The sequence below is a fragment of the Microbacterium sp. NPDC057741 genome (assembly GCF_042798735.1).
GTDB lineage: Bacteria > Actinomycetota > Actinomycetes > Actinomycetales > Microbacteriaceae > Microbacterium.
Genome location: NZ_JBHVJW010000001.1, coordinates 68,076 through 94,594 on the forward strand (window position 1 = coordinate 68,076; position 26,519 = coordinate 94,594).

Below are 26,519 nucleotides of genomic sequence, written 5' to 3' on the forward strand. Positions count from 1 at the left end.
CTGAGTGAACACTCAGCCCCGCTCCTGTGTGCGTCCGCGTGCACTGATCCAGAGGTGTGCATGTTCCAGAAGATCCTGGTGGCCAACCGCGGCGAGATCGCGATCCGTGCGTTCCGGGCGGCCTTCGAAGTGGGGGCGCGCACCGTCGCGGTGTTCCCGTACGAGGACCGCGGTTCGATTCATCGTCTGAAGGCCGACGAGGCGTACGAGATCGGTGAGCGCGGGCATCCGGTGCGCGCCTATCTCGATGTGGACGAGATCGTCCGGGTCGCGGCGGAGTCGGGCGCTGACGCGATCTATCCGGGCTACGGATTCCTCTCGGAGAACCCCGAGCTCGCCGAGAAGGCGGCCGCCGCCGGCATCGCGTTCATCGGTCCGCCCTCGCGGGTGCTGGAGATGGCGGGGAACAAGGTCGAGGCGAAGCGGCATGCGATCGGTGCCGGAGTTCCGGTGCTGCGCTCGACAGAGGCGTCCGACGACGTGGACGTGTTGGTGGGCCAGGCCGACGCGATCGGATTCCCGCTGTTCGCGAAGGCCGTCGCCGGCGGCGGCGGCCGAGGGATGCGGCGCGTCGAGACGAAGGACGAACTCGCGGCCGCTCTGGCCGAGGCGATGCGCGAGGCGCAGAGCGCCTTCGGCGACCCGCGGATGTTCCTGGAGCAGGCCGTCCTGCGCCCCCGGCACATCGAGGTGCAGGTGCTGGCGGATGCCACGGGCGAGACCGTGCACCTCTTCGAGCGCGACTGCTCTGTGCAGCGTCGCCATCAGAAGGTCGTCGAGATCGCGCCGGCGCCGAACCTGGACGACGACGTGCGGCAGGAGCTGCACCGGCACGCGGTCGCGTTCGCCCGCTCCATCGGCTACGTGAACGCCGGCACGGTCGAGTTCCTGCTGGAGACGGCAGGGGAGCGCACCGGCGAGGTGGTGTTCATCGAGATGAACCCGCGCATCCAGGTGGAGCACACCGTCACCGAGGAGATCACCGACGTCGATCTGGTGCAGGCGCAGATCCGCATCGCATCCGGCGCCACCCTCGCCGAGCTCGGCCTCCAGCAGGAGGGCATCCGGCTGCGTGGCGCGGCGCTGCAGTGCAGGATCACGACGGAGGACCCGGCACAGGGCTTCCGCCCCGACACCGGCAAGATCACCACCTATCGTTCGCCCGGCGGCGCCGGCATCCGCCTCGACGGCGGCACCGTGCATCAGGGCGCGCAGATCAGCCCGCACTTCGACTCGATGCTCTCGAAGCTGACGTGTCGCGGTCGCGACTTCCCCGCAGCGGTCTCCCGGGCACGTCGCGCACTGGCGGAGTTCCGTATCCGCGGGGTGTCGACCAACATCCCGTTCCTGCAGGCGCTGCTCGACGACCCGGCCTTCGTCGCGGGCGACATCAGCACCTCCTTCATCGACGAGCGACCGGAGCTGCTGCAGGGCCGGGTCTCGAAGGACCGCGGCTCGAAGATCCTGAACTGGTTGGTCGACGTCACGGTCAACAAGCCGAACGGGCCCCACCCCGGCACTGCCGATCCGAGCGCGAAGCTTCCTGCGATCGACCTCAGCGCCGAGCCACCGGCGGGCTCCCGCCAGCGGCTCCTCGAACTCGGCCCCGAGGGATTCGCCCGGTCGCTGCGCGCGCAGACGGCGCTCGCGATCACCGACACGACGTTCCGTGATGCGCATCAGTCCCTGCTGGCGACCCGGGTGCGCACCCGCGACCTGGTGGCGGCTGCACCGCACCTCGCGCGGCTCACATCGGGTCTGCTCTCGGTCGAGGCCTGGGGCGGCGCGACCTATGACGTCGCACTCCGCTTCCTCGGTGAGGACCCGTGGGAGCGGCTGGACAAGCTCCGCACCGCGCTGCCGAACATCGCGATCCAGATGCTGCTGCGCGGTCGCAACACCGTCGGGTACACCCCCTATCCGACAGCGGTCACCGACGCGTTCGTGCAGGAGGCCGCGGCATCCGGCATCGACATCTTCCGCATCTTCGACGCGCTGAACGACGTCGCCCAGATGCGCCCGGCGATCGATGCGGTCCGGGCCACGGGCTCCGCGGTGGCGGAGGTGGCGCTCTGCTACACGGGCGACCTGCTCGACCCCGCGGAAGACCTCTACACACTGGACTACTACCTGCGGCTGGCCGAGCAGATCGCCGATGCCGGTGCGCATGTGCTGGCGATCAAGGACATGGCGGGCCTGCTGCGCCCTGCCGCGGCGACGAAGCTCGTCACCGCACTGCGCGAGCGGTTCGATCTGCCGGTGCACCTGCACACGCACGACACCGCGGGTGGCCAGCTCGCCACGCTGCTGGCAGCATCCGCCGCCGGCGTGGACGCGGTGGATGCGGCGTCCGCACCACTGTCCGGCACCACCAGCCAGCCCTCTCTCTCGGCGCTGGTCGCCGCACTCGCGCACACGGAGCGGGACAGCGGGATCGACCTGGCCGGCGTCTCGGATCTGGAGCCGTACTGGGAAGCGGTGCGCCGCCAGTACGCTCCGTTCGAATCCGGTCTGCCCGGCCCCACCGGACGTGTCTACCACCACGAGATCCCCGGTGGGCAGCTGTCGAATCTGCGCCAGCAGGCGAAGGCGCTGGGGCTCGCGGACGACTTCGAACTCATCGAGGACATGTACGCCGCGGCGAACGCGATCCTCGGGCGGGTGCCGAAGGTCACGCCGTCGTCGAAGGTCGTCGGTGACCTCGCGCTGCACCTCGCCGCTGTCAGGGCTGACCCCGCCGATTTCGCGCAGAACCCGCAGAACTACGACGTGCCGGAGTCCGTGATCGGCTTCATGGCCGGCGAACTCGGCGACCTGCCGGGCGGATGGCCCGAACCGTTCCGCACCAAGGTGCTCGCCGGGCGTGCGGTCCGCCCCACCGTCACGGACATCTCCGCCGACGACGAGCGGGTGCTCGCGGGTGACAGCGCCGGGCGACGCGCCAGGCTGAACGAGCTGCTCTTCCCCGCGCCGACGCGCGAACTGGAGCAGACTCGGGAGCGGTACGGCGACCTGTCCGTGCTCGAGACCGGCGACTACCTCTACGGGCTGGTGCCGGGGCAAGAGCATCTCATCGAGATCGATCGCGGCGTGCAGCTCTACGTGGGGCTCGAGGCGGTGGGTGATGCCGACGAGCGCGGCATGCGCACCGTGATGACGACGCTGAACGGCCAGCTCCGCCCGGTGTCGGTGCGCGACCGCTCCGTGTCCGTCGACGCTCACGAGGCCGAGAAGGCCGACTCCGCCCAGCCCGGTCAGGTGGCGGCGCCGTTCTCCGGCGTGGTGACGCTGCAGGTCGCTGTGGGTGACGCGGTGCGGGTCGGCCAGCCTGTGGCGTCCATCGAGGCGATGAAGATGGAGGCGGCGATCACCGCGACCGTCTCGGGCGCTGTGGAGCGGGTCGCGATCGGCTCCACACAGCAGGTGGACGCGGGTGATCTTTTGGTCGTGATCAGTCCCGGCCAGTAATCTTGGCGGGCGACGTGTTCGCACAAGCTTCCAGGGAGAACCGTGACGCCGAACAAGAACGATGACCCGAACGAGGGCGACGACCTCGGTGTCCTCGACGACTCCGCGTCGCTGGACGACGCCGGGATCGGGTTCCTCGGCGCCACCGCACAGGTGAGCGTCGTCATGCCGACCGGTGGCGACGACGAGGATCTGGATGCCGACGACGATGTCCTCGGCGACGAGATCTCCACCGTGGAGATCGTGTCCGACCTCGTCATCGACCGCTCAGGGGTGGCTGACGAGGAGACCGTCGAGCGGCTGGATCGCGACACCACCGAGATCATCATCGAGCTGCCCGCGGAGACGGAGCCGCCGGCGGTTGCCGACCTCGTGGAATCGGATGCCGATGACGCGCCGGCGCTCGGTGCGGACGAACCGGATGCGGTGACCGCGGAAGTGGTCATCGACGATGTCGTGCCGTCGGATGCCGGCGAAGCGACCGACGACGACGTGGACGATCCTGACGCCTCGGATGCCGGGAACGTCGCTGACGATGAGGACGCGGACGAACGACCCGACGAGGCCGAGTACGCCTCGGAGCCGGAGGACCGACTCGACGAGGTCTCCGATGCGGAGGACGACGCTGTCGACGCCGAGAACCGCCACGACGACGCCCGCGACCACGAGCACGAAGATCTCGAGGACGTCGAAGATTTCGGCGATGACGACTCCGCCGACGCAGCGGGGGAGCACGACGCCGAGGACGTCGGGGCAGGCATCAAGCCGGAGCTGATGAACCATCCCGAATCGGCCGACGTCGTCGAGTCTGCGGAGGAACCCGCCGGCGAGGGCGAAGAAGCCGATGAGGCTGAGCCGGCCGAGACGTCGGCCGAAGACGTCGAGTCGGCCGAAGCGTCCGCACTGACCGACGAGATACCGGCAGGCGAGGACGAAGCGGTCGTCGAGGATTCGCCCGTGGACGCCGAGCCTGCCGTTGACGCTGAGCTTGCCGACGAGGCCGAGTCCGCCGAGGAGCAGCCCGTCGCGGGTCGGCACACCGAGCCCGAGTCGACGGAGCAGTCATCATCCGAGGACGGTGCCGAACTCTCGTCGGCAACCAGTCCCGACCCGGTCGAGGCGAGCCCCGCCGAGAAGCAGGACATCGCAGAGGATCAGGCCGCCGAGGAGCCCGCAGCTGCGGAGCCCGGTACCGACGAGCACCTGGACGCCGAAGCCGCCGACGAGCAGGATCGTAAAGACGTGGTGACAGCCGAGGCGTCCGCCGCGGCAGCCGTCGCCGGCACGCTCACCGCTCCCGAGGAGGAGACGACTGTGGACACTGACGACAAGAGCGATCTGGCACCCCGTTCCGCGGCCGGTTCGCCCCGCACTCGTGCAGAGGCGCACCGCACGGCGGAGATCGCCCTGGCCTCCAAGCGGCTCGGCGACGCCTCCCGCGACTCGTCCCGTGAGAGTGCCGACCTGCTGACAGCCGAGCGGCTGCTCGACCCGAGCCGTATGGTCAAGCCCGAGCCGGAGGGTACCTGGAGCCATCTCGTGTACACGGTCTCCGGTCGCCGCATCAACCTCGGCGACAGCAAGAAGGCCCGCGCCCGCAAGGAGTTGTCCGGGCGCATCGCCGGCGCTCTCCAGGGCAATGCGCGGTTCGTGCCCGTGCTCTCGCGCAAGGGCGGCGTCGGCAAGACGACGGTGACGGCTCTGCTGGGGATGGCGCTGGCGGATGCTCGCGACGATCGTGTGATTGCGGTCGATGCGAACCCCGACCGCGGCACACTCGCCGATCGCATCGTCGGCGACACCTCGCATTCGGTGCGGGATCTCGTGCGTGCGAAGGATGAGGTACGGGGCTTCCACGACGTCTCGGCGCTCGTCGGCAGGGACCACACCCGCCTGGACGTGCTCGCCTCGGACGGCGATCCGCGCGTGGCAGAGGCTTTCAGCGATGCTGACTACCGGGACGTCGCCGGTGTCGCCGCGCACTACTACTCGCTGGTGCTCACCGACACCGGAACGGGCATCGTGCATGACGTCATGGGCGCGACGCTCGATCTCGCCGACCAGATCGTGATCGTCTCGGGCCTCAGTGTCGACGAGGCGCGACTCGCCTCCGAGACCCTCACCTGGCTGGAGACCAACGGCTACGCCGACAAGGCGCGCGACGCCGTCGTCGTGCTGAACCAGTCGACTCCGGGCACGCCGCTGGTGCGGCTGAACGAGCTCCAGGCGCACTTCTCGACGCGCGTCGGTCACGTCGTCCGCATCCCGTACGATGCGCAGATCGCGGGCGGCGGTGCGATCGTCTGGACGAGCCTGGCGCCGGAGACGCGCCTGGCGGCGCGTGAACTCGCCGCCGAGCTCGTCGAGGGTCTGCGCTCGCGGGTCCCCGTCCGATGAGCGTCCGCGAGATCCGGCTTTACGGCGATCCGGTGCTGCGCACCGTCTGCGCGCCGATCGAGGAGATCGACGACGGCGTGCGCGCTCTGGTCGACGACCTCGTCGACACTGTCGAGCTGCCCGGGCGTGCCGGTGTCGCCGCGCCGCAGATCGGCGTCGCCGTGCGCGCCTTCAGTTACAACATCGACGGCGACATCGGCTACGTGCTCAACCCCGTGCTCACCGAGGTCCGCGGCGACCCGCAGCCGACCGGGGAGGGCTGCCTGTCCGTCCCAGGGCTCTGGCACGACGCGCCGCGGTACCCGTGGGCCCGCGTGGAGGGCATCGACCTCGACGGAGCACCCGTCGTGCTCGAGGGTGAAGGGCTGCTGGCGCAGGCGCTGCAGCACGAGACCGACCACCTCGACGGGATGGTGTATCTCGGTCGCCTGGACCCCGAGACCCGAAAGATCGCGATGCGTCAGGTGCGCGAGAGCACCTGGTTCTGACTCCCTGACATACGCAGGAGGGGCTCGCACATCGTGCGAGCCCCTCCTGCGTATGTGATGCCTCAGCCGAGGGAGACGTTCGTGGTCTGAACGGGCTGGGCGGTGTAGATCTCCTCGATGTCGCCGGCGAAATCCTTCAGGATCACGTTGCGCTTGATCGACATCTTCGGTGTGAGGTGACCGCTGTCCTCGGTCCACTCCGTGGGCAGGATCGTGAACTTGCGGATCGACTCGGCGCGCGAGACCAGGGTGTTCGCGTGGTCGATCGCCCGCTGCACCTCGGCGCGGACGGCGTCGTTCTGCGCAGCATTCGCCAGCGACAGGTCTGACGGCAGGCCGTTGTTGGCGAGCCAGGTCGGCAGCATCTCGGTGTCGAGGGTGACCAGTGCGGCGATGAAGGGTTTCTGGTCGCCGACGACGACCACCTGTCCGACGATCGGGTTCGCGCGGATCGGGTCCTCGAGGACGGCCGGAGCGACGTTCTTGCCGCCGGCGGTCACGATGATCTCCTTCTTGCGTCCGGTGATCGTCAGGAAGCCGTCCTTGTCGAACGAACCGAGGTCACCGGTGCGGAACCAGCCGTCGTCGAACGCGGCCGCGGTCGCCTCGGGGTTGTTCCAGTACTCCTTGAACACGCAGATGCCGCGCACCTCGATCTCGCCGTCCTCGGCGAGCCGGATGCCGACGCCGGGGAGAACCGGACCGACGGTGCCGATCTTGAACCGGTCCTCGCGGTTCACGGTCGCCGGCGCGGTCGTCTCGGTGAGGCCGTAGCCCTCGAGGATCACGACGCCGAGGCTGCGGAAGAAGTGCCCGAGCCGGTCGCCGAGCGGCGCGGAGCCCGAGACGGCGTAGACGACCTTGCCGCCCATGGCCTCCCGCAGTTTCGAGAAGACGAGCTTGTCGAACATGGCGAAGCGCATGCGCAGGCCGAACGGGATCTTCTCGCCGCGTTCGAGCAGCTTCGAGTGCTCCACAGCGGCGGCGGCCGCCGCGCGGAAGATCTTGCCCTTGCCGCCGGCCTCCGCCTTCTGCTCCGCAGAGTTGTAGACCTTCTCGAACACGCGGGGGACTGCGAGCAGCAGCGACGGCTGGAACGAGCCGAGCGAGTCGATGAGCTGCCGTGTGTCCGGCTGGTGTCCGACGCGCACGCCCGCGTGGATGTACAGCATCGACATGAACCGCGCGAACACGTGCGCGAGCGTGATGAAGAGCACGGTCGAGGCGCCGGGGGTGTTCACGACATCCTTGAGCGACTCGGAGGCGTTGCGCGACAGCTCGACGAAGTTGCTGTGCGTCAGCACGCAGCCCTTCGGACGGCCGGTCGAGCCGGAGGTGTAGATGAGCGTCGCGATGTCGCTGCCGTTCGCGATCGAGCGGCGGCGCTCGATCTCCGCATCGTCGACGTTCGAGCCCTGGGCGGTGAGCGTGTCGACCGCGCCGAGGTGCAGCTGCCAGACCTCGCGGACGAGCGGCAGGTCGCCGCGGACCTCATCGATGCGGGTGAAGTGGTCGGGCGACTCGGCGATCAGCGCGATCGCGCCGGAGTCCTCCATGATCCACTGGATCTGCGCCGGCGAGCTCGTCTCGTAAATCGGCACCATGACCGCACCGGCGTAGAAGAGCGCGAAGTCGACCAGCGTCCACTCGTAGGTGGTGCGGGCGATGAAGCCGACCTTCTCACCTGGCTGGATGCCTGCGGCGACGAAGCCCTTGGCCAGTGCGATGACGGCGGTGCGGAAGTCCGCGGCGGAGATGTCACGCCACCCCGCACCTTCGGGGACGGAGAACAGCGCACGGTCGGGAGTTGCCTCCACGCGCTTCTCGAGAAGATCCGTGACGTTCGCTTCGGGGTCGGCGGGGACGATCGCGGGTGCTTCGAACTGAACCACGGCAGCTCCTTCGGTACCAGGCGGGCGGGTTTCTCCGAGTCTACGTCATGAGATTCAGTCGCGAGCAAGTTGAAACTCAGTCGCGCTGCTTCTCTGGGTTCCCGTGCCCCGACCGGGCACGCAGTAGACTGCGAGACGATGTTCTACTGGCTGATGAAGTACGTCGTGATCGGGCCGCTGGTCAAAGCGATCTTCCGACCCTGGATCGTCGGGCGTGACAACATCCCCACCACCGGCGCCGCCATCCTGGCCAGCAACCATCTCTCCTTCGCGGACTCGATCTTCCTGCCTCTCATGTTGGATCGGCGGATGTCGTTCCTGGCCAAGAGCGACTACTTCACCGGACGCGGGATCAAGGGCTGGGCGACGAAGTTCTTCATGAGCGCGACCGGCCAGCTGCCGATCGACCGCTCGGGAGGAAAGGCCTCCGAGGCATCCCTGAACACCGGCCTGCAAGTGCTCGGCAGGGGAGACCTGCTCGGCATCTATCCGGAGGGCACGCGCAGCCCCGACGGCCGTCTCTACCGCGGACGCACCGGCATCGCGCGCATGGCGCTCGAGGCCAGGGTGCCTGTCATCCCGGTCGTGATGATCGACACCGACACGGCGATGCCGATCGGCCGTCGGATGCCACGGGTGGTGCGCGTCGGCATAGTGATCGGCGAGCCGCTGGACTTCTCCCGCTACGCGGGCATGGAGAACGACCGCTACATCCTGCGCTCGGTGACGGACGAGATCATGGTCGCGCTGCAGCGCCTCGGCGCCCAGCGATACGACGACGTGTATGCGTCGTCCGTCAAGGATCGGATGCCCGCGCCGGTGCGCTGACGCGCGTCGTCATCGTCGTCCGGAGCGTCCTTCACCGCGACTAGGCTGAGGGGATGCCCCAGTCGCTGCCTGACGCCCCGTTCGCCGCGTTCGACACCCGAGTCCTCGACGAGTGGCGCGAGCTGCCGATCAAGCAGCAGCCGCAGTGGCCCGATGCGGGTCGCGTCGCCGAGGTCTCCACCCAGATCGCCGGTCTGCCCCCGCTGGTGTTCGCCGGTGAGGTGGACAATCTGCGTGAGCGTCTTGCACGTGCGGCCTCCGGTCGCGCGTTCCTACTGCAGGGCGGTGACTGCGCCGAGACGTTCGCCGGCGCCACTGCCGACCAGATCCGCAATCGCATCAAGACCGTGCTTCAGATGGCCGTCGTGCTCACCTACGGCGCGTCGATGCCTGTCGTGAAGATGGGCCGCATGGCGGGGCAGTTCGCCAAACCGCGCTCGAGCGACACCGAGACTCGCGGCGACGTCACGCTGCCCGCATATCGCGGCGACATCGTGAACGGCTACGACTTCACCGAGGGATCACGCACCGCAGACCCGTCACGGCTGCTCCAGGGCTACCACATGGCGGCATCCACGCTGAACCTCATCCGCGCGTTCACGCAGGGTGGTTTCGCGGACCTGCGCGAGGTGCACTCGTGGAACACCGGCTTCGCGAAGAACCCCGCCAACCAGCGATACGAGCGCATGGCCTCCGAGATCGATCGCGCGATCAAGTTCATGGAGGCGGCCGGCGCGGACTTCGACGAGCTCAAGCGCGTCGAGTTCTTCACGGGCCACGAGGGCCTGCTGATGGACTACGAGCGCCCGATGACCCGCATCGACTCGCGCACAGACACGCCCTACAACACCTCGGCGCACTTCCTCTGGATCGGGGAGCGCACCCGCGACCTCGACGGCGCGCACGTGGACTACTTCTCCAAGATCCGCAACCCCATCGGTGTGAAGCTCGGGCCGACCACCTCACCCGAGACCGCGCTGGAGCTGATCGACAAGCTCGACCCGAACCGCGAACCCGGACGCCTCACCTTCATCACCAGGATGGGTGCAGGCAAGATCCGCGAAGCGCTGCCGCCGCTGCTCGAAGCGGTGAAGGACTCCGGTGCGACGCCGCTGTGGGTCACCGATCCGATGCACGGCAACGGCATCACCACTCCGACGGGATACAAGACCCGTCGCTTCGACGACGTGGTCGACGAGGTGCGCGGCTTCTTCGAGGCGCATCGGGCGGTGGGCACGTTCCCCGGCGGCATCCATGTCGAGCTCACCGGCGACGACGTCACCGAATGCCTCGGCGGCTCCGAGCAGATCGATGAGGCGGCGCTGGCGACGCGCTACGAGTCGCTGTGCGACCCACGACTGAACCACATGCAGTCGCTCGAGCTCGCATTCCTCGTCGCCGAGGAGCTCGAGAAGCGCTGAGACGACCCCAGAAGGGCTCGACGACGCAACGCGTCGTCGAGCCCTTCCGCCGTCTGGGGGCTTCCGCTGTTCGGGTCGGGCGTCAGCTGACCGAGGCGCCTACTCGCACCTCGCTGCCGCGATCCACGGTCTTCCCCGCCTTCGGCGTGGTCTCGGTCGCGGTGAACAGGCCCCACAGTCCCTTCGGAACGGCCGTGGTCGGTTTCAGGCCGGCCTTGGTCAGTGCGTCCATGGCGTCGGAGAGACTCATGCCGTCGACCTCGGGCACCTCGACGGGCTGCGGGCCCTTCGACACCGTCAGAGTGATCACGTCACCGGGACGCCACAGGCCCCCGCCTTCGCGCGCGGAGTGCCGGATCACCGAGCCCTTCCTGACGTCGTCGCTCCACTCGCTCGGGCGCTCGTCGGACACGGTGAGGCCCGCGTCCGAGAGCGTCTTGACCGCCTTCTGCTCCGGCTGGCCGACGACGTCGGGCAGCGCGCCAAGCGACACCTGCACGGTCGCCTGATCGGCCTCGTGCACGGTGCATCCGGCTGCGCAGCCGAACGGCTTCGCACCGTCGCGCGGAGTGATGCGCACGTTGATGACCTTGTCGCGGGCGGCTTCCGGTGTGAAGTACTCCTCGGCCTGACCGTCGACGGCGAGATTCGCGTCGGCCAGGACTGCGCGCACCTCGGACTCGCTCTTGCCGCCGAGGGTGGGCAGTTCGCGCGACGCGGGGCCGCTCGACACGATGACGCGCACCTTCGCGCCCTGGTCGAGCCTCTCGCCCTTGCCCGGCTTGGTCTCGATCACGGTGCCGGCGGCGACGTCGACAGAGTTCTCGTCACGCTGGATCGGGACGAATCCGTCCGCCTTCAGCGCCGCCGCGGCATCCGCGTACTTCATGCCGGCCACCTGCGGTACCGCGACCAGCGAACCCGGCCCGGATCCGAACCACCAGCCGACTCCGCCTGCCAGTACTGCCAGCAGCAGGACGAGCGCCATCAGGAAAGCACCGCGGGCCTTCCGCTGCGAGACACGGCGCCGCAGCACGGCGGCGTTGTCCAGTGGGGCCGGGGGAGCGGTGATCGGCTCTGCGGCCGCCGTCGGCCCGGTGAGGATGCGGGTGACCGAGCCGGTGTCCGCGGAGGGACCCCGCGGGGCGACCAGGGCGGCCGTGACCATCGGCTTCACATCCAGCTCGCGCTCGATGTCTCGCAGTCGGTCGAGCATCTCCTGCGCGTCGACGGGACGTTCCTCGGGCGACTTCTCGGTCGCCCACAGCACGAGCTCATCGAGCTGCTCCGGCACGGAGGAGTTGCGGGCGCTGGGCCGCGGCACCTGCTCGGTGGCGTGCTGGAACGCGATCTGCATCGGCTGCTCGCCCTTGTAGGGCTGCTCGCCGACCAGCATCTCGTAGAGCATGATGCCGAGGGCGTAGATGTCGCTGCGGGCGTCGGCGGTGCCGCGGGTGACGAGCTCGGGAGCGAGGTACGCGATGGTGCCCAGCAGCTGGGCGCCGGTCGCGGTGTTCGCGGTCGTGGCGCGCGCCAGGCCGAAGTCGCCGATCTTGATGCGGCCGTCCTCGGCGAGCAGCACGTTCTCGGGCTTGACGTCGCGATGCACGATTCCGGCGCGGTGTGCCGCGGCGAGTCCGGAGAGCACGGCGTCCATGATCGTGACGGTCTGCGGAATGCTGAGCCGCTTCTGCTCCTTGAGCAGCTCCCGCAGCGTGATGCCGGGCAGGTACTCCATCACCAGATAGGCGAGCTCGCCGTCCTGGCCCTGATCGAACACGTTGACCACGTGCGGGTCAGCGAGCCGGGCCGCGGCGCGCGCCTCCTGGATGAATCGGCTCTGGAACGCCGAGTCGTCGCTGAGGTGCGCGTGCATGACCTTCAGGGCGATGCGTCGCTCGAGACGCAGGTCGGTGGCGACGTACACGGTGGCCATGCCACCACGGGCGATGCGTGCGCGGACCCGGTATCTGCCGTCGACAAGCCGCCCGATGAGAGGGTCGGCCTGCTGAGTGGTCACAGGGAAAGTCTAGGGATGGCTGCCTGTGTGACCCGGCAACGGCTCACCCCTGAGGCCGTCCTGTTATCCGAGGGCGGATAGCCAGCGGCCGGCCTGCTGCTCCCACTGCCCGTAACGGTGCGCGTAGTCCGAGATCTGCACGGTCTGCGCGGCGCTGCCGAAGCTCTTGCCCTGCCATCCGCGGACGTCGAGCAGGCCACGCGAGTTCTTGCCGTTCGGGTCGGACGGGCCACCGTAGAAGACTCGGATGCTGCGCTCGGCGTTCATGATCTGCGCCTTCGTGCCCCAGCCCTGGCTGGGACGCTGCTGGAACAGGCCGAGCGAGTCGCGGTCGCCGCCGCCGAGGTTTCGCATCGAGGATTCGACCATCGATGTCGCCAGCGCGATCTGGATGCCGCGCTCCGGCACCCCGAGTTGGCGGCCGACACGGATGATGAGACGGGCGTTCGCGGCCTGTTCGGCGTCCAGTCGCGCTGAGCGCTGGGTGTTGGCAGGCAGAGTCAGCTTCAGCTTCTGTCCGGGATAGATGATCGACGAGGCTCCCAGATCGTTGGCTTCGAGGATCACGGCGACGGTGGTGCCGTACTTCTTCGCGATCGCGTACATGCTGTCTCCGGCGGCCACGGTGTGCGTCTTGGGAGCAGCAGCGGGCTTCGCTGCCGGCTTCACGACGGAGGCGGGCGCAGGCTTCGCGGCTTGCAGCGCGAGCTTCTGCCCGGGGTAGATGATCGCCGACGCGCCGAGGCGGTTCGCGGCGAGAATCGCGGAGACCGAGGTGCCGTACTTGCGGGCGATGCTGTAGACGGTGTCGCCCTTGGCGACCGTGTGCGTCCTGGCCGAGGCGGATGCCGGCTTCGCTGTCGGCTTGGCAGCAGGTCCGGCAGGGGCCGCGCCCGAGACGATGAGCCTCTGACCGGGGTGGATGACGGCGGAAGCGCCGAGGCGGTTCGCGGCGAGGATCGCGGAGACCGACGTGCCGTACTTGCGGGCGATCCCATAGACGGTGTCGCCCTTGGCCACTGTATGCGTCTTCGGCGTCACCGCTGCGGGCGCAGCAGCCGCGGGTCGCGCGGCTGCGGCCGGCTTCTGCAGTTTCAGCTTCTGCCCCGGGTAGATCACGGAGCGCATCGTCATGCCGTTCCACGCGAGGATGTCTGCAGTGCGCAGGCCGTGCTTCTTCGCGATGGTCCAGACGGTGTCGCCGGCGCGTACGGTGTACGACGCGGGTGCGACAGCGGTCGGCACGACGCGAGCGTGCGTGGGCGCGGCCGACAGCGGGTGCGTCCCCGAATGCTGCGGGACCAGGCCCTGCCGCGCTCCCGCGGGCACGGTCTCTGCGGATGCAGGAGCGACGGTCAGCGTCGCGGCGAGTGCCCCGACGACGGCGGCGGAGACACCGACGCTCAGGCTGTGTTCACGTGCAGTGAAGGTGCGCATTGTCAAGGACCCCCCTTGGTTTCGGCTTCTGACACGCTGACACGGTTGGTAACGGTTGTCAACAGAAGTGAAAGGTGTGAAGGATGTGAAAACTGTCGTCCGCGAGCCCGCTTCGGCGCCGTGGCCGCGGGCGTGAGATAGTGGGCAGGTGTCCGAGAATTCCGCTGAGAGCACTGTCTGGCTGACCATCCCCGACCTCGCCGAGGCTCTCGACGAGACGCCGGGGCGGGTGCGGCGACTGCTCGATGACCACTACCTGATCGGTTCGCGTCGGAACGGTCCGGTGCAGGTTCCGGCGATCTTCATCGTCGACGGGCACCCGCTGCCCTCGTTGCGCGGCACGGTCATCGCGCTGCAGGATGCCGGATTCGGCGACGACGAGGCGATCGACTGGCTCCTCGCCGAGGAGGAGACGCTCGGACGCAGCCCGATCGCGGCGCTGCTGGCCGGTCACAAGAGTGAGGTGCGGCGCATCGCGCGCACACTCGCCTGAGTCCTAGCGGGTGCGGGTCGTCGCAGCTCTGGCCAGATCGCGGAGCTCGCCGACCGCGGCGTTGTCCAACGGTGCTCCCGCCAGTGCGCGATCCGCGCGTGCTGCGTGATCGGCGATCATCGCCTCGACGGAGCCCAGCGCGCCCGTGTCGGTGATCGTCGCCTGCAGCGACCCGATCTGCTCGTCGCTCAGGTCGGGGTCACCGAGCATCTCGTCGAACACCGCCCTGGCCGAGGTGGGCAGTGCGGCGCGGGTTCGGGCGACCAGTACGGTGCGCTTGCCCTCGCGCAGGTCATCGCCGGCGGGCTTGCCGGTGACGGCCGCATCGCCGAACACGCCGAGAACGTCGTCGCGCAGCTGGAACGCGATCCCGACGGGATGCCCGAAGGCGCGCAGCGCCGCGAGCTGCTCATCATCCGCCCCGGCGAACGCCGCGCCCAGCACGAGCGGCTGCTCGACGCTGTAGCGGGCCGACTTCAGTGAGGCCACGCGAAGCGCGCGGTCGGCGTGCTCTTCGGCGGGATGCACGCTCCATGCCGACTCCTCGGCGATGTCCAGCAGCTGTCCGACAGTGACGTCACGGCGCATTCGGGCGTACTCGGCCCGGACGAGCCTTGCTGAGGGGAGGCGGTCGATGGCCTGCTCGGCGAGGTCGTCGCTCCATGCCACCAGCAGATCGCCCAGCAGGATCGCTGCGGATCGCCCGTACGCCTCCGCGTCACCGCTCCAGCCCGCATCGCGGTGCGCGTTCTCGAGTGCGCGGTGCGCGGCCGGCATCCCTCGGCGCACGTCCGAGTTGTCGATGAGGTCGTCGTGCACGAGTGCCGCGGACTGGAAGATCTCGAGCGCCGCGCACAGGTCCCACAGCGCGTCGCTCTCTGTCGCGCGGGCGTCGGCGCGCCGTGCGACGGCGGCCCAGCCGGTGCGGCAGAAACTCGCGCGCAGTCGCTTGCCGCCCGCCAGAGTGGTCGCTGCCGCGTCGAGGAAGGCGGCGCCGTCGGGCCCGTACTCGGCGGCATCCGCCCGGCGTTCCGCGAGGAAGAGATCCAGGCGGGCGGCGACGAGTTCGGGAACGGCGGGGGAGGCGGGCACGTTCACAGCCTAAGGTGCATACAGACACAGTCGATACGCAGGTGGTTGTGGGTGAACGCTGGCCCGAGCACGCTGCGCAAGAGTAAGATGAGAAGACGAACCCGAGGGGGATGGAAATGCCTCTTTCCGAACAGGAGCAGCGTCTGCTCGACGAGATGGAACGCCATCTCCTCCAGAACGACGCCGATGTCGTCACCGCGCCCTCGGGAGACCGATCGCTCAGCTATCGCAACCTGATCTACGGCGCTCTGCTGCTGTTGGCCGGCATCGGCGGACTCATCGCCGCGGTCGCGCTCGGCGCACAGCTCGGCAGCGTGTTCAGCATCGTCGTCGGAGTCGTCGCGTTCCTCGCGATGCTCGCCGGCGTCATGCTCGCCTTCACGCCGGTGCGGCGCACCGGAACCCCCGCGAAAGAAGACCGGCCGTCGCGCGGCTCCGACTCGTCGTCCTTCATGGATCGCATGAACGACCGATGGGATCGCCGCCAGGAAGAGCGCTGATCCTCCACATTCACTCCACTCCACTCCACCGCCCCGGAATCCTTGAGATTCCGGGGTTTTTTCATGCTCAAGAGCCGCTGCCCGGCCGGTGCGGGCAAGTTTCTGAGTCGAATGTCGTAGGAAAGTGGAGACAAGTGGAGTAAAGTGGGGCGCACCTCGAGTTGGCCGGATTCAGAGGGGGTGAAGGCCGATGCTTCTGGGTACCCACACGCCGAAACTGGACGACAAGGGAAGGGTCATCCTTCCTGCGAAGTTCCGCGAGGATCTCGCCGGCGGCATCGTGGTCACCCGCGGACAGGAGCGCTGTCTCTATGTCTTCAGCACCGCCGAGTTCGAGGAGTTGCACGAGAAGATCCGTCAGGCTCCGCTCAGCAACAAGCAGGCCCGTGACTTCCTGCGCATGTTCCTCTCCGGCGCCAGCGCCGAGATGCCGGACAGCCAGAACCGCATCACCCTTCCTGCACACCTGCGGCAGTACGCCGGGCTCGGCAAGGAGCTCGTCGTCACCGGTGTCGGCGCCCACGCCGAGATCTGGGACGCCGCCGCGTGGAACGACTACCTCGCCTCCAACGAGGAGAGCTACGCAGACCTCGAACAGGAGGTGATTCCCGGCCTGTTCTGACCACGGCTGTGATGCCCCGCCGCTCCGCCCCGACACACTTCCCCGGTGCCGGGTCGAGCGGAGGGGAATCAGAGCCGGAGGTCACCTCACACGACAGGACCCGAAAGATCATGAGCCTCCGCGACATCCACATCCCCGTCATGCTCGACCGCTGCGTCGAGCTCCTCGCCCCCGCGCTCGAGCGCGACGGCGCGGTCCTCGTCGACGCGACCCTCGGCATGGGCGGCCACTCCGAGGCCTTCCTCGAGCGGTTCCCGAACATCCGCCTGATCGGCCTCGACCGCGACACCGACGCGCTGCGCATCGCGGGAGAGCGGCTCGCCCCGTTCGGTGACCGGGTCACCCTGGTGCACACCGTGTACGACGAGATCGGCCTGCACGCACAGGGCGCATCGGCGATGCTGTTCGACCTCGGCGTCTCATCCCTGCAGCTGGACGAGGCGGAGCGCGGCTTCGCCTATTCCAAGGATGCTCCGCTGGACATGCGGATGGACCAGTCCAAGGGCATCACAGCGGCTGAGGTGCTGGCCACCTACAGCGAGGGCAACCTGCGGCGCATCTTCGAGCGCTACGGCGAGGAGAAGCTCGCCGCGCGCTACGCGCGGTTCATCGTCTCCTCCCGCGACCAGCATCCGCTGATCCGGTCCGGCGAACTCGTCGACCTGCTGATCGAGGCGACGCCGGCGGCGGCACAGCGGGCTGGACATCCTGCGAAGCGGGTGTTCCAGGCGCTGCGGATCGAGGTCAATTCCGAGCTGAACGTGCTCGCGGACGCAATTCCGGCCGCGATGGACGCTCTGGCCGTCGGCGGACGCATCGCCGTCATGTCTTACCAATCGCTGGAGGACCGCCTGGTGAAGCAGGCATTCGCCGCCGCTGCGGCCTCCACAGCCCCCGCCGGGCTGCCGGTGGAGCTGCCCGAACACGCGCCGCGCTTCCGCATCCTCACCAAGGGGGCGGAGCAGGCCACCGATGAAGAACGCGCGCGCAACCCGCGCGCGATCCCCGTGCGTCTGCGCGCGGCCGAGAAGATCAGGGAGGCGACATGAGCCTGAACGCGCTCCGCGCCGAACCCCGCGAGAAGCCGGAATCCGCCTCCGAACGCCGACTGCACGCTCTGAGCGCGCCCGGTCGCCGGCGTCGTCCACGACTCGCCTACGCGCTGCTCGCGGTCGGAGGCGTCGCCCTGATCGGCATCGCGCAGATGGCGCTCTCGCTGGCATCGACGCAGGACTCCTTCGTCCTCGCCGACCTGAACGCCAAGCAGCACGCGCTCAGCCTGGAGAAGCAGGCGATGCAGGACGAACTCGTCGGGCTCAGCTCGCCGCAGTCGCTCGCCAGCAAAGCGGCGTCCCTCGGTCTGGTCGTCGCCGGCAGCGCGTCCTACCTGCGTCTCAGTGACGGCGCCGTGCTCGGCGTCAAGGACGGCGCGGGCTGGATCTCGACGGTCGATCCGAACGGGCCGACCAAGGTCGGCAACGCCCTGATCGACGCCCCTAAGGCGGATCCCTCGGCCAAGAGCGGCGCAGCATCCGGCGCCGCCGGCGCGGATGCCGCGGAGTCGGACGCCGCGGAGAAGAAGCCCGAGTCGAACCTGCCGCCGTCCCTGGACGACGGCCTGCCCATCCCGCAGACGCACTGAAGAAACAAACCGGACGGAGCCGCAGATGACCACCCGCGCAACCCGCAGCCCGCGTCGCCGCACGGTGGTCGCACTCGCCGTGGTGCTCGCCGTGCTCGGCGCCTTCGTCGTGCGCCTCGTCGACATCCAGGTGGTGCAGGCAGACGAGCACGTCGCGGACTCCCGGAGAACCGGTCTCGGCAGCACGCAGCCGATTGCGGGGAACCGCGGCGACATCGTGGACGAGAACGGCACGGTGCTGGCATCGAGCAAGCTCGTCTACGATGCACAGCTCTCGCCGATGCTGATTGCTCAGCTCGAGGACAACAGCAAAGCGCCGATGTCGTGGGCGAAGGCCAGCGGCAAGATCGCGGCCGTCATCGGAACATCTGCCGATGAGCTGCGCACCGCGGTGGCGGACAAGCTCGCGGCAGACTCGAACGCGCAGTACCTGGAGCTCAAGAATGGGCTGTCCACAGAGCAGTACCTCGAGCTCAGCGATCTCAAGTTGCCGTATCTGGCCATGAAGTCGCGCGCTGTCCGGGTGTATCCCAACGGCGCAGTCGGCGGCAACCTGGTCGGGTTCGTGAACAGCAATGGCGAGGGCTACGGCGTCGAGAAGATGGAGGCGCAGTGCCTCGCGCCGCGCAACGGCGAGCGCACCTACCTGCGCGGCAAGAACGGGGTGATCGTCCCCGGCAGCGACCGCGAGACCCCGGCCGTCGACGGCGGCACGGTGAAGCTCACGATCGACAGCGATCTGGAGTGGTACCTCTCGCAGATGATCGCCGAGGAGGCGAAGCAGCAGGGCGCCAAGTCCGCGACGGCGACCGTGGTCGAGGTGAAGACGGGCAAGATCCGTGCGGCGGCTCAGTACCCGGCCCTCGACCCGAACAACGTCGACGGCACAGCGATGAACTACTGGCGCTCGCAGATCTTCTCGCACACCTACGAGCCGGGCTCCACGTTCAAGCCGGTCACTGCGGCGACGCTGATCGAGGAGGGCGCGGCCACTCCGGGCAGCGTGGTCTCGGCGAAGAGTCGTGAGCGATTCCCGAACGGCGCGAACATCGGCGACGCCTTCCCTCATCCGCAGTACCAGTACACGCTCGCGGGGGCGCTGATCGACTCCTCCAACGTCGCGCTGTCGAAGTTCGGCACGAAGGTCTCGCCGCAGGTCCGCTACGACTACCTGAAGAAGTTCGGCGTCGGCACGCCGACTGCGATCGACTTCCCAGGGCAGGAGACCGGCGGCGTGCGCAACCCGAGCGTCAAGCCGTGGGACGCGCAGTCGCTGTACGCGACCACGTTCGGCCAGGCTTTCGAGGTGACCCCCATCCAGGTGGCCAGCGCCTACCAGACACTCGCGAACGGCGGGGAGCACATCGACCTGAGCCTGGTCGAGTCGTGCACCGACCAGGACGGCGTCCTGCACACCACCGACGTGAAGAAGAACAGGGTGGTCTCTGCCGACACCGCCGCGCAGGTGCGGCGCATGCTCGAGAACGTCGCGGTGCAGGGCGGTCTCGCCGAGCGGGTGAAGGTCCCCGGGTACCGGATCGGCATCAAGACGGGTACTGCGGAGGTCGCGAACGGCAAGGGCGGCTACAAGTCCGGGGTGTACTACACCTCGATCCTGGGCGTCGCTCCGATCGAAGATCCGCAGTACGTGGTCATGGTCACGATGGAGGAGCCGACTAGGATTACCTCGTCGGCAGCAACCGCGCCCGCTCTGCAGAAGGCGCTCACCCAGGTGCTGAAGACCTACCGCGTCGCCCCGTCGTCCAAGCCGATGGAGGCGCCCCTCCCCAAGTTCGGCGAATGACCCGCCGGACGCGCAGCCGGTACTGGAGTTCGTCATGATCGCCCTGTCCCTCGCCGAGATCGCCTCCGTCATCGGGGGTGAGCTGCGGCTGTACGGCTCTGACACACCCGACACGGTCGTGTCGGGTGTCGTCGACACCGATTCCCGCAAGATGGCCCCTGGTGCCGTCTTCGTCGCGAAGCCGGGGGAGGTCACCGACGGGCATCGCTTCGTCGGCTCGGCCGTCGCGGCCGGCGCCGTCCTGGCGATCGTCGAACACGCCGTCGACGAGCAGGTGACCCAGATCGTCGTCTCCGACGTGATCGAGGCGATCGCCGCTCTCGCGAAGGAGGTCGTGGCGCGCGTGCGCGCGAGGGGCGACCTGCGGATCGTCGGCATCACCGGCTCCAACGGCAAGACGACCACGAAGAACTTCATCGCCCGCATCCTGCAGGACGAGGGCGAGACCGTCGCTCCCATCAACTCGTACAACAACGAGGTCGGAGCTCCGGTCACGATGCTGCGGGTCACCGACTCGACGAAGTTCCTGGTGAGCGAGTTCGGCGCATCCGGCCCCGGCAGCATCGCCAGGCTTGCCGGGCTCGTCGAACCGGACGTCGTGGTCGTGCTGATGGTGGGCCTCGCGCACGCCGGAGGCTTCGGCGGCATCGAGCGGACCGCGCAGGCGAAGGCCGAGCTCATCGAGGCGGCCCGTTCCGACGGCACCGCCGTGCTCAACGTCGACGACTCGCGCGTGGCCGCGATGCGGCCGCTCGCCGACTCGCGCGGCATGAGCGTGATCGGCTTCGGCCGGACGGATGCCGCGGACCTGCGAGCATCCGACGTCGAGGTGTCCGCCACCGGGACGACCTGTGTCGTGCACGCCGGAGACGAGGCGCTGCCGCTGCGGATGCAGGTGCTCGGCGAGCACCACGTGTCCAACGCCCTCGCCGCGATCGCGGCGACGGGCGCGCTCGGCGTGCCGGCATCCACCGCCATCGCCCGTCTCGAGACCGTCGAGATCGCCGAGCGCTGGCGGATGCAGCCGATGGGCGGCGACCGGGTGCGGATCATCAACGACGCGTACAACGCGAGCCCCGACGCGATGGCGGCCGCCCTGCGGACGCTGGCGCAGATCGCCGCCCCCGGGCAGCGCACCGTCGCCGTGCTCGGCGCGATGAGCGAGCTGGGCGAGGCTGACGGCGAGGAGCACGACCGTATCGGCCTACTCGCCGTGCGGCTGAACATCCAGCGCATCGTCGTCGTCGGCGCCGAGGCGCGGCGGCTGTTCCTGGCCGCCGTCGGCGAGGGCTCCTGGGACGGCGAGGCCGTGCACCTGCCCGATCAGGACGCCGCATTCGACTACCTGTCCGGTGAGCTCCGCGACGGCGATCTGGTGCTCGTGAAATCATCCAACTCCGCGGGACTGAGGTTTCTCGGCGATCGTCTGGGAGAATCGTTCTCGTGAGGTCCCTGCTTATGGCGGCGGCGATATCGCTCGCCTTCTCGCTCTTCCTGACCCCCGTCTTCCTCCGTCTGTTCCGGAAGCTCGGCTGGGGGCAGGTGATCCGCACCCCTGAGGACATCGCGAACCCGAGTCACGGGCACAAGCGCGGCACGCCCAGTATGGGTGGACTGATATTCATCCTGGGAACCATCGTCGGGTACTTCGCCGGGGTCTACCTCGGCGGGAGCGAGCCCGCGCTGTCCGCGATCCTCGTGCTCTGGCTCATGGTCGGCTTCGGCGTCGTCGGCTTCATCGACGACTACATGAAGGTGCGCAGCCAGCGCAGCCTGGGCCTCTCCGGCTGGCGCAAGATCGTCGGGCAGCTCATCGTGCTCATCCCATTCGGCATCATCGCGCTCGCGCGGCCCTTCCAGAACAGTTACGGCCAGACACCGGCCAGCAGCTACGTCTCCCTGTTCCGCGACATCCCGTGGCTGAACCTGATGGCGTTCGGCGCCGTGCTGGGCTGGATCCTCTACCTGGTCTGGATCTCCTTGATCGGCGTCGCGACGTCGAACAGCGTGAACCTCACCGATGGGCTGGACGGTCTCGCCGCGGGCTCCGGAATCTTCGTGGTCGGCTCCTACGGACTGATCGCGTTCTGGCAGTTCAAACAGTCCTGCATCAGCGCCGCCGTCGTCGGCGCTGCCATCCCCGGATGCTATGAGGTGCGCGAGCCGCTCAACCTCGCCACCGTCGCGGCGGCCTTCACTGGCGGCCTGATCGGCTTCCTGTGGTGGAATGCGCCCAAGGCGAAGGTCTTCATGGGCGATGTCGGATCCATGGCGATCGGCGGGGTGGTAGCCGCGATGGCGATCCTGACCCGCACCGAGCTCCTGCTGCTGATCATCGCCGGCGTCTTCGTGCTCTCCAGCGGCTCGGTCATCGTGCAGCGGCTGTACTTCAAAATCACCCGCGGGAAGCGACTGTTCCTGATGAGCCCGTTCCATCATCACCTCGAAATGCGGGGCTGGCAGGAGGTCACGATCGTCGTGCGCCTCTGGATCATCGCAGGTCTGCTGGCAGCATCCGCCGTCGGCCTGTTCTACGTCGACTGGCTGACGCACGTATGAGCGCGCGTCTGGAAGGGCTGACCAGCTGGAACGCGGACTGGGCCGGCCTGCGGGTCGCCGTCCTCGGGCTGTCGACGACCGGGTTCTCGGTCGCGGACACGCTGACCGAGCTCGGAGCCGAGGTCCTCGTGCTCTCCGAGTCGGCATCCGAGGAATACCAGCGCCTGCTGCCGGTGATCGGCGCCCGGCTGGAACTCGGCTCGCTCGCCGAGACGCCTGCCTCGCTGATCGAGTTCGCCCCCGATGTGGTGATCGCATCGCCCGGGTTCCCACCCTCGCATCCGGTGATCCGCTGGACGCTGGATGCCGGGATCGCGCTGTGGGGCGATGTCGAGCTGGCCTGGCGAGTGCGCGACAAGGTCGTGCGCGAGGACGGCACGCCGGCGGACTGGGTGCTGATCACCGGAACGAACGGCAAGACCACGACCACGCAGATCACCGCGACGCTGCTCGCCGAGGGCGGGCTGCGTGCCGCGCCGTGCGGCAACATCGGCGTGCCGGTGCTCGACGCGGTCCGCGATCCGGGCGGATTCGACGTGCTCGTCGTCGAGCTCTCCAGCCACCAGCTCTGGTATCTGGGCCTGACTGCGCCCGAGGCGCAGCTCTCTCCGCACGCCGCGGTCTGCCTGAACCTCGCCGATGACCACCTCGTCTGGCACGGCAGCGCCCGGGCATACCGCGACGCGAAGGCGCTGGTCTACCGCAACACCCGCGTCGCCTGTGTCTACAACAAGGCCGATGAGGCGACCAGGCTGATGGTCGAGGAGGCCGATGTCGTCGACGGAGCCCGCGCCATCGGGTTCGACCTCGGTACGCCAGGTCCCAGCGACCTCGGTGTCGTCGACGGCATCGTCGTCGACCGTGCCTTCCTGGACGACCGGCGCAACAGCGCTCTGGAGCTCACCACGCTCGACGACCTGCGCCGCGTCGGTCTCTCGGCGCCGCACATCGTGCAGAACATCCTCGCGGCCTCGGCGCTGGCGCGCTCGTTGGGCATCGAGCCCGAGACGATCCACCGCGCGCTGCAGGCCTTCCGCCTGGACGCGCACCGGATCCAGGTGGTCGCGGAGCACGCGGGCATCACGTGGGTGGATGACTCCAAGGCGACCAACCCGCACGCCGCGGCATCCTCGCTTCGCGCTTATCCAGGCGCTGTCTGGGTGGTCGGCGGCGACCTCAAGGGCGTCGACATCTCTGAGCTCGTCGCCGAGGTGGGCGGCACCGCCGGCGCGGCGATCGTGATCGGTGTCGACCGCGACCCGGTGTTGACGGCATTCCGGCGACACGCGCCGAGCGTGCCGGTCTACGAGGTCATCCCCGCGGACACTGGAGAGGTCATGACCCGCGTCGTCGAACTGGCGACGGGGATCGCGGACCACGGGGGCACGGTTCTGCTCGCTCCCGCGGCGGCATCCTTCGACCAGTTCAGCAGCTATGCGGATCGAGGCCATCGCTTCGCCGAGGCGGTGCGGGAATGGATCGACCGGGGGAGCGCTGATGACGCAGACGCCTCACCCACGGCGCACTGATTCCGACCCGACGGCTTCCGGACGCAGCGGTCTCGCCGCGCGCGTCTCGCTCGGCAGGCTGTTCCAGCCGGTGCCGATGGAGTTCCTGCTGATCTCGTTCTCGGCGCTGCTGCTGACGGTGTTCGGGCTGGTCATGGTGCTCTCTGCCACCAGCGCGACGACCAAGGGGCCGCTGGACGAGGTCATGAAGCAGGGGATGTTCGCGGTGGTCGGCATCCCGCTGATGTTCCTCGTGAGCCGGGTGCCCGTGAGCACGCTCAAGAAGCTCGCCTGGCCTGGCCTGGTTCTCGCGATCCTGCTGCAGCTGCTGGTGTTCGTCCCCGGGCTCGGGGTCGAATCCGGTGGAAACCGCAACTGGGTCGGAATCGCCGGCTTCACCGTGCAGCCCTCGGAGTTCCTCAAGCTCGCCCTGGCGGTCTGGGTCGCGTTCGTACTGCTGCGCAAGCAGACCCGCCTGAACACCTGGCACCAGGTGTTCATCCCCGTCGTCCCCGTCACAGTGCTCGCCGTCGGCACCGTGGTCGCCGGCAACGATCTCGGCACCGCGATGGTGATGGTGCTCATCGTGCTCGGCTGCCTGTTCTTCTCCGGGGTCAGGCTGCGGCTGTTCATCCTTCCGATGCTGCTCGGCATCGTCGCGGTCCTCGGCTACGCGTTCACCAGCAAGAACCGGATGCAGCGCATCCTCGCGGCGTTCAACCCCGAGGACTGCGACATCAACGGGGCGTGCTACCAGGCCACCCACGGCATGTGGGGCATGGCCTCGGGCGGCATCTTCGGCGTCGGACTCGGCAACTCGCAGGAGAAGTACGGCTGGCTCCCCGCAGCGGCGAACGACTACATCTTCGCGATCGTGGGTGAGGAGCTCGGCCTGATCGGCTGCGTGCTCGTGCTCGGCCTGTTCACCGCTTTCGCCGTCGGCGCGTTCCACATCATCCGCAAGACGAACGACCCTTTCATCCGCGTCGCCGCGGGCGGCATCACGCTGTGGATCGTCGGACAGGCGCTGTTCAACATCGGCGTCGTCATCCGCATCTTCCCGGTGATGGGCGTGCCGCTGCCGTTCATGTCGCAGGGCGGCACCGCGCTGCTCTCGGTGCTGCTCGCGTGCGGAGTGCTGCTGTCGTTCGCACGCACGCTCCCGGCATCAGGTGCTGCCCAGCAGTCGCCTCCGGAGCGCGCACAGGGTACTCCGCGGCGGGCTCGGGCGCGCACGGGTACCATCGCTGGGTGACCACGTACCTACTCGCCGGCGGGGGCACCGCCGGCCACGTCAACCCGCTGCTCGCCGTCGCCGACCTGCTCCGCGAGCGCGACGCGGCGACGGTCCTGGTGCTGGGCACCAAGGAGGGACTCGAGTCCCGGCTCGTGCCCGAACGCGGCTACGAGCTTCTCATCGTCGACAAGGTGCCGTTCCCGCGCCGTCCGAACAAGCAGGCCGCGGCCTTCCCCGGTCGGTTCCGCAGGGCGGTCGCGCAGGTGCGTGCGCACATCCGTGAGCGCGGCGTGGACGTCGTCGTCGGTTTCGGTGGGTACGCCTCGGCTCCCGCCTACGTCGCGGCGCGGCGCGAGGGCGTGCCGTTCGTCGTGCACGAGGCCAATGCGAAGCCCGGCCTCGCGAACGTGCTCGGCGCACGCCGGGCGGCGGGCGTGGGTGTCGTCTTCGAGGGAACGCCACTCAAGCGCGGAGAGGTCGTCGGCATGCCGCTGCGTCGCGAGGTCGTCGAGCTCGACCGTGCGGCGGCGCGTTACGAGGCGGCCGAGCTCTTCGGTCTCGACCCCGCGAAGCCGGTGCTGCTCGTGTTCGGAGGTTCGCTCGGCGCACAGAGACTGAACGAGGCTCTGGCCGGTTCCTGGGCCGACGTGCTCGCTGCGGACTGGCAGCTGCTGCACGCGACGGGGGAGCGCGGCGAATGGATCGACCCCGAGGTGCCCGGCTACGCCATGCGCCGCTACCTCGACCGGATGGACCTCGCCTTCGCCCTCGCCGACGTCATCGTCTCGCGAGCGGGCGCTGCGACCGTGAGCGAGGTCTCCGCACTCGGCATCCCCGCCGTCTATGTTCCCTACGCCGTCGGGAACGGTGAGCAGCGTCTGAACGCGGCATCGGCCGTGGATGCCGGTGCCGCCATCCTGCTCGACGACGCGACGTTCGGCGCCGACACGGTGCGCGACCGCGTCATCCCGCTGCTGCGCGACCCCGCACGCATCTCGGCGATGGCGGCGGCTGCCGAGAAGGTCGGCACGCGCAGCGGGGCCGAGAACGTCGTGGCGATGATCGACCGCGCGCTCGACGACGACGGCGCGGGTCGCTGAGCCCACCCCGC

The 26,519-nt window shown here is 68.8% G+C and carries 20 protein-coding genes; 16 read left to right on the forward strand and 4 right to left on the reverse strand.

Annotated elements, in window-relative coordinates:
- Positions 1-60: 60 nt before the first annotated feature.
- Genes ACFVDO_RS00370 through ACFVDO_RS00380 form a run of 3 tightly spaced genes read left to right on the forward strand, consistent with a single transcriptional unit; the run spans position 61 to position 6,353 of the window.
- Entirely contained in the window at positions 61-3,468 is a 3,408-nt protein-coding gene (locus tag ACFVDO_RS00370) for a pyruvate carboxylase (RefSeq protein ID WP_378858035.1), read from the forward strand.
- A gap of 42 nt (positions 3,469-3,510) precedes the next feature.
- Positions 3,511-5,865, forward strand: coding sequence for a MinD/ParA family protein (locus ACFVDO_RS00375; protein ID WP_378858034.1), 2,355 nt, complete (start codon positions 3,511-3,513; stop codon positions 5,863-5,865).
- On the forward strand, positions 5,862-6,353 hold the full coding sequence (locus ACFVDO_RS00380) for a peptide deformylase (protein WP_378858033.1): 492 nt from the start codon (positions 5,862-5,864) through the stop codon (positions 6,351-6,353). Before ACFVDO_RS00375 ends, ACFVDO_RS00380 begins: the two co-directional genes overlap by 4 nt.
- A gap of 62 nt (positions 6,354-6,415) precedes the next feature.
- On the opposite strand, the gene ACFVDO_RS00385 is transcribed toward ACFVDO_RS00380, so the two are convergent.
- Positions 6,416-8,245 carry an AMP-dependent synthetase/ligase gene (locus tag ACFVDO_RS00385; protein ID WP_378860134.1) on the reverse strand — a complete coding sequence of 610 codons (1,830 nt, stop codon included), beginning with the start codon at positions 8,243-8,245 and terminating at the stop codon, positions 6,416-6,418.
- 138 nt (positions 8,246-8,383) lie between these two features.
- On the opposite strand from ACFVDO_RS00385, the gene ACFVDO_RS00390 reads away from it, so the two are divergent.
- Complete coding sequence (locus tag ACFVDO_RS00390) at positions 8,384-9,073, forward strand: lysophospholipid acyltransferase family protein (RefSeq protein ID WP_378860133.1); 690 nt, start codon at positions 8,384-8,386, stop codon at positions 9,071-9,073.
- A 53-nt stretch (positions 9,074-9,126) separates the two neighbouring features.
- Positions 9,127-10,494 carry a class II 3-deoxy-7-phosphoheptulonate synthase gene (locus tag ACFVDO_RS00395; protein ID WP_378860132.1) on the forward strand — a complete coding sequence of 456 codons (1,368 nt, stop codon included), beginning with the start codon at positions 9,127-9,129 and terminating at the stop codon, positions 10,492-10,494.
- Positions 10,495-10,576: 82 nt separating this feature from the next.
- Here ACFVDO_RS00395 and pknB read toward each other — a convergent pair whose 3' ends face one another.
- Both pknB and ACFVDO_RS00405 read right to left on the reverse strand, forming a co-directional pair.
- The gene (gene pknB / locus ACFVDO_RS00400; protein ID WP_378859803.1) at positions 10,577-12,514 is read right to left on the reverse strand and encodes a Stk1 family PASTA domain-containing Ser/Thr kinase; all 1,938 of its coding nucleotides are present in this window, start codon (positions 12,512-12,514) and stop codon (positions 10,577-10,579) included.
- A 63-nt stretch (positions 12,515-12,577) separates the two neighbouring features.
- A complete protein-coding gene (locus ACFVDO_RS00405; protein WP_378859819.1) occupies positions 12,578-13,951 on the reverse strand; it encodes a LysM peptidoglycan-binding domain-containing protein in 1,374 nt (457 codons plus the stop codon).
- Positions 13,952-14,099: 148 nt separating this feature from the next.
- Here ACFVDO_RS00405 and ACFVDO_RS00410 point away from each other — a divergent pair, with 148 nt between their 5' ends.
- A complete protein-coding gene (locus ACFVDO_RS00410) occupies positions 14,100-14,444 on the forward strand; it encodes an Rv2175c family DNA-binding protein (RefSeq protein ID WP_378859804.1) in 345 nt (114 codons plus the stop codon).
- A 3-nt stretch (positions 14,445-14,447) separates the two neighbouring features.
- Here ACFVDO_RS00410 and ACFVDO_RS00415 read toward each other — a convergent pair whose 3' ends face one another.
- Entirely contained in the window at positions 14,448-15,536 is a 1,089-nt protein-coding gene (locus ACFVDO_RS00415) for a polyprenyl synthetase family protein (protein WP_378859805.1), read from the reverse strand.
- Between the two features lie 116 nt (positions 15,537-15,652).
- On the opposite strand from ACFVDO_RS00415, the gene ACFVDO_RS00420 reads away from it, so the two are divergent.
- From ACFVDO_RS00420 to ACFVDO_RS00465, 10 genes are all read left to right on the forward strand, one after another.
- Positions 15,653-16,036: a DUF3040 domain-containing protein gene (locus tag ACFVDO_RS00420; protein ID WP_378859806.1), complete on the forward strand. Its 384-nt coding sequence runs from the start codon at positions 15,653-15,655 to the stop codon at positions 16,034-16,036.
- 190 nt (positions 16,037-16,226) lie between these two features.
- A complete protein-coding gene (mraZ, locus tag ACFVDO_RS00425) occupies positions 16,227-16,658 on the forward strand; it encodes a division/cell wall cluster transcriptional repressor MraZ (protein WP_378859807.1) in 432 nt (143 codons plus the stop codon).
- 110 nt (positions 16,659-16,768) lie between these two features.
- Positions 16,769-17,707 carry a 16S rRNA (cytosine(1402)-N(4))-methyltransferase RsmH gene (rsmH, locus tag ACFVDO_RS00430; protein WP_378859808.1) on the forward strand — a complete coding sequence of 313 codons (939 nt, stop codon included), beginning with the start codon at positions 16,769-16,771 and terminating at the stop codon, positions 17,705-17,707.
- Entirely contained in the window at positions 17,704-18,300 is a 597-nt protein-coding gene (locus ACFVDO_RS00435) for a hypothetical protein (RefSeq protein ID WP_378859809.1), read from the forward strand. Before rsmH ends, ACFVDO_RS00435 begins: the two co-directional genes overlap by 4 nt.
- A 25-nt stretch (positions 18,301-18,325) precedes the next feature.
- Positions 18,326-20,104, forward strand: a complete 1,779-nt coding sequence (locus ACFVDO_RS00440; RefSeq protein ID WP_378859810.1) for a peptidoglycan D,D-transpeptidase FtsI family protein — start codon at positions 18,326-18,328, stop codon at positions 20,102-20,104.
- A gap of 34 nt (positions 20,105-20,138) precedes the next feature.
- Positions 20,139-21,551: a UDP-N-acetylmuramoyl-tripeptide--D-alanyl-D-alanine ligase gene (gene murF, locus ACFVDO_RS00445; RefSeq protein WP_378859811.1), complete on the forward strand. Its 1,413-nt coding sequence runs from the start codon at positions 20,139-20,141 to the stop codon at positions 21,549-21,551.
- Positions 21,548-22,663: a phospho-N-acetylmuramoyl-pentapeptide-transferase gene (mraY, locus tag ACFVDO_RS00450; protein WP_378859812.1), complete on the forward strand. Its 1,116-nt coding sequence runs from the start codon at positions 21,548-21,550 to the stop codon at positions 22,661-22,663. The genes murF and mraY overlap by 4 nt, the downstream gene beginning before the upstream one ends.
- Complete coding sequence (murD, locus tag ACFVDO_RS00455; protein WP_378859813.1) at positions 22,660-24,192, forward strand: UDP-N-acetylmuramoyl-L-alanine--D-glutamate ligase; 1,533 nt, start codon at positions 22,660-22,662, stop codon at positions 24,190-24,192. The genes mraY and murD overlap by 4 nt, the downstream gene beginning before the upstream one ends.
- Positions 24,161-25,426, forward strand: coding sequence for a putative lipid II flippase FtsW (gene ftsW, locus ACFVDO_RS00460; RefSeq protein ID WP_378859814.1), 1,266 nt, complete (start codon positions 24,161-24,163; stop codon positions 25,424-25,426). The genes murD and ftsW overlap by 32 nt, the downstream gene beginning before the upstream one ends.
- The gene (locus ACFVDO_RS00465; protein ID WP_378859815.1) at positions 25,423-26,508 is read left to right on the forward strand and encodes a glycosyltransferase; all 1,086 of its coding nucleotides are present in this window, start codon (positions 25,423-25,425) and stop codon (positions 26,506-26,508) included. Before ftsW ends, ACFVDO_RS00465 begins: the two co-directional genes overlap by 4 nt.
- Positions 26,509-26,519 lie beyond the last annotated feature (11 nt).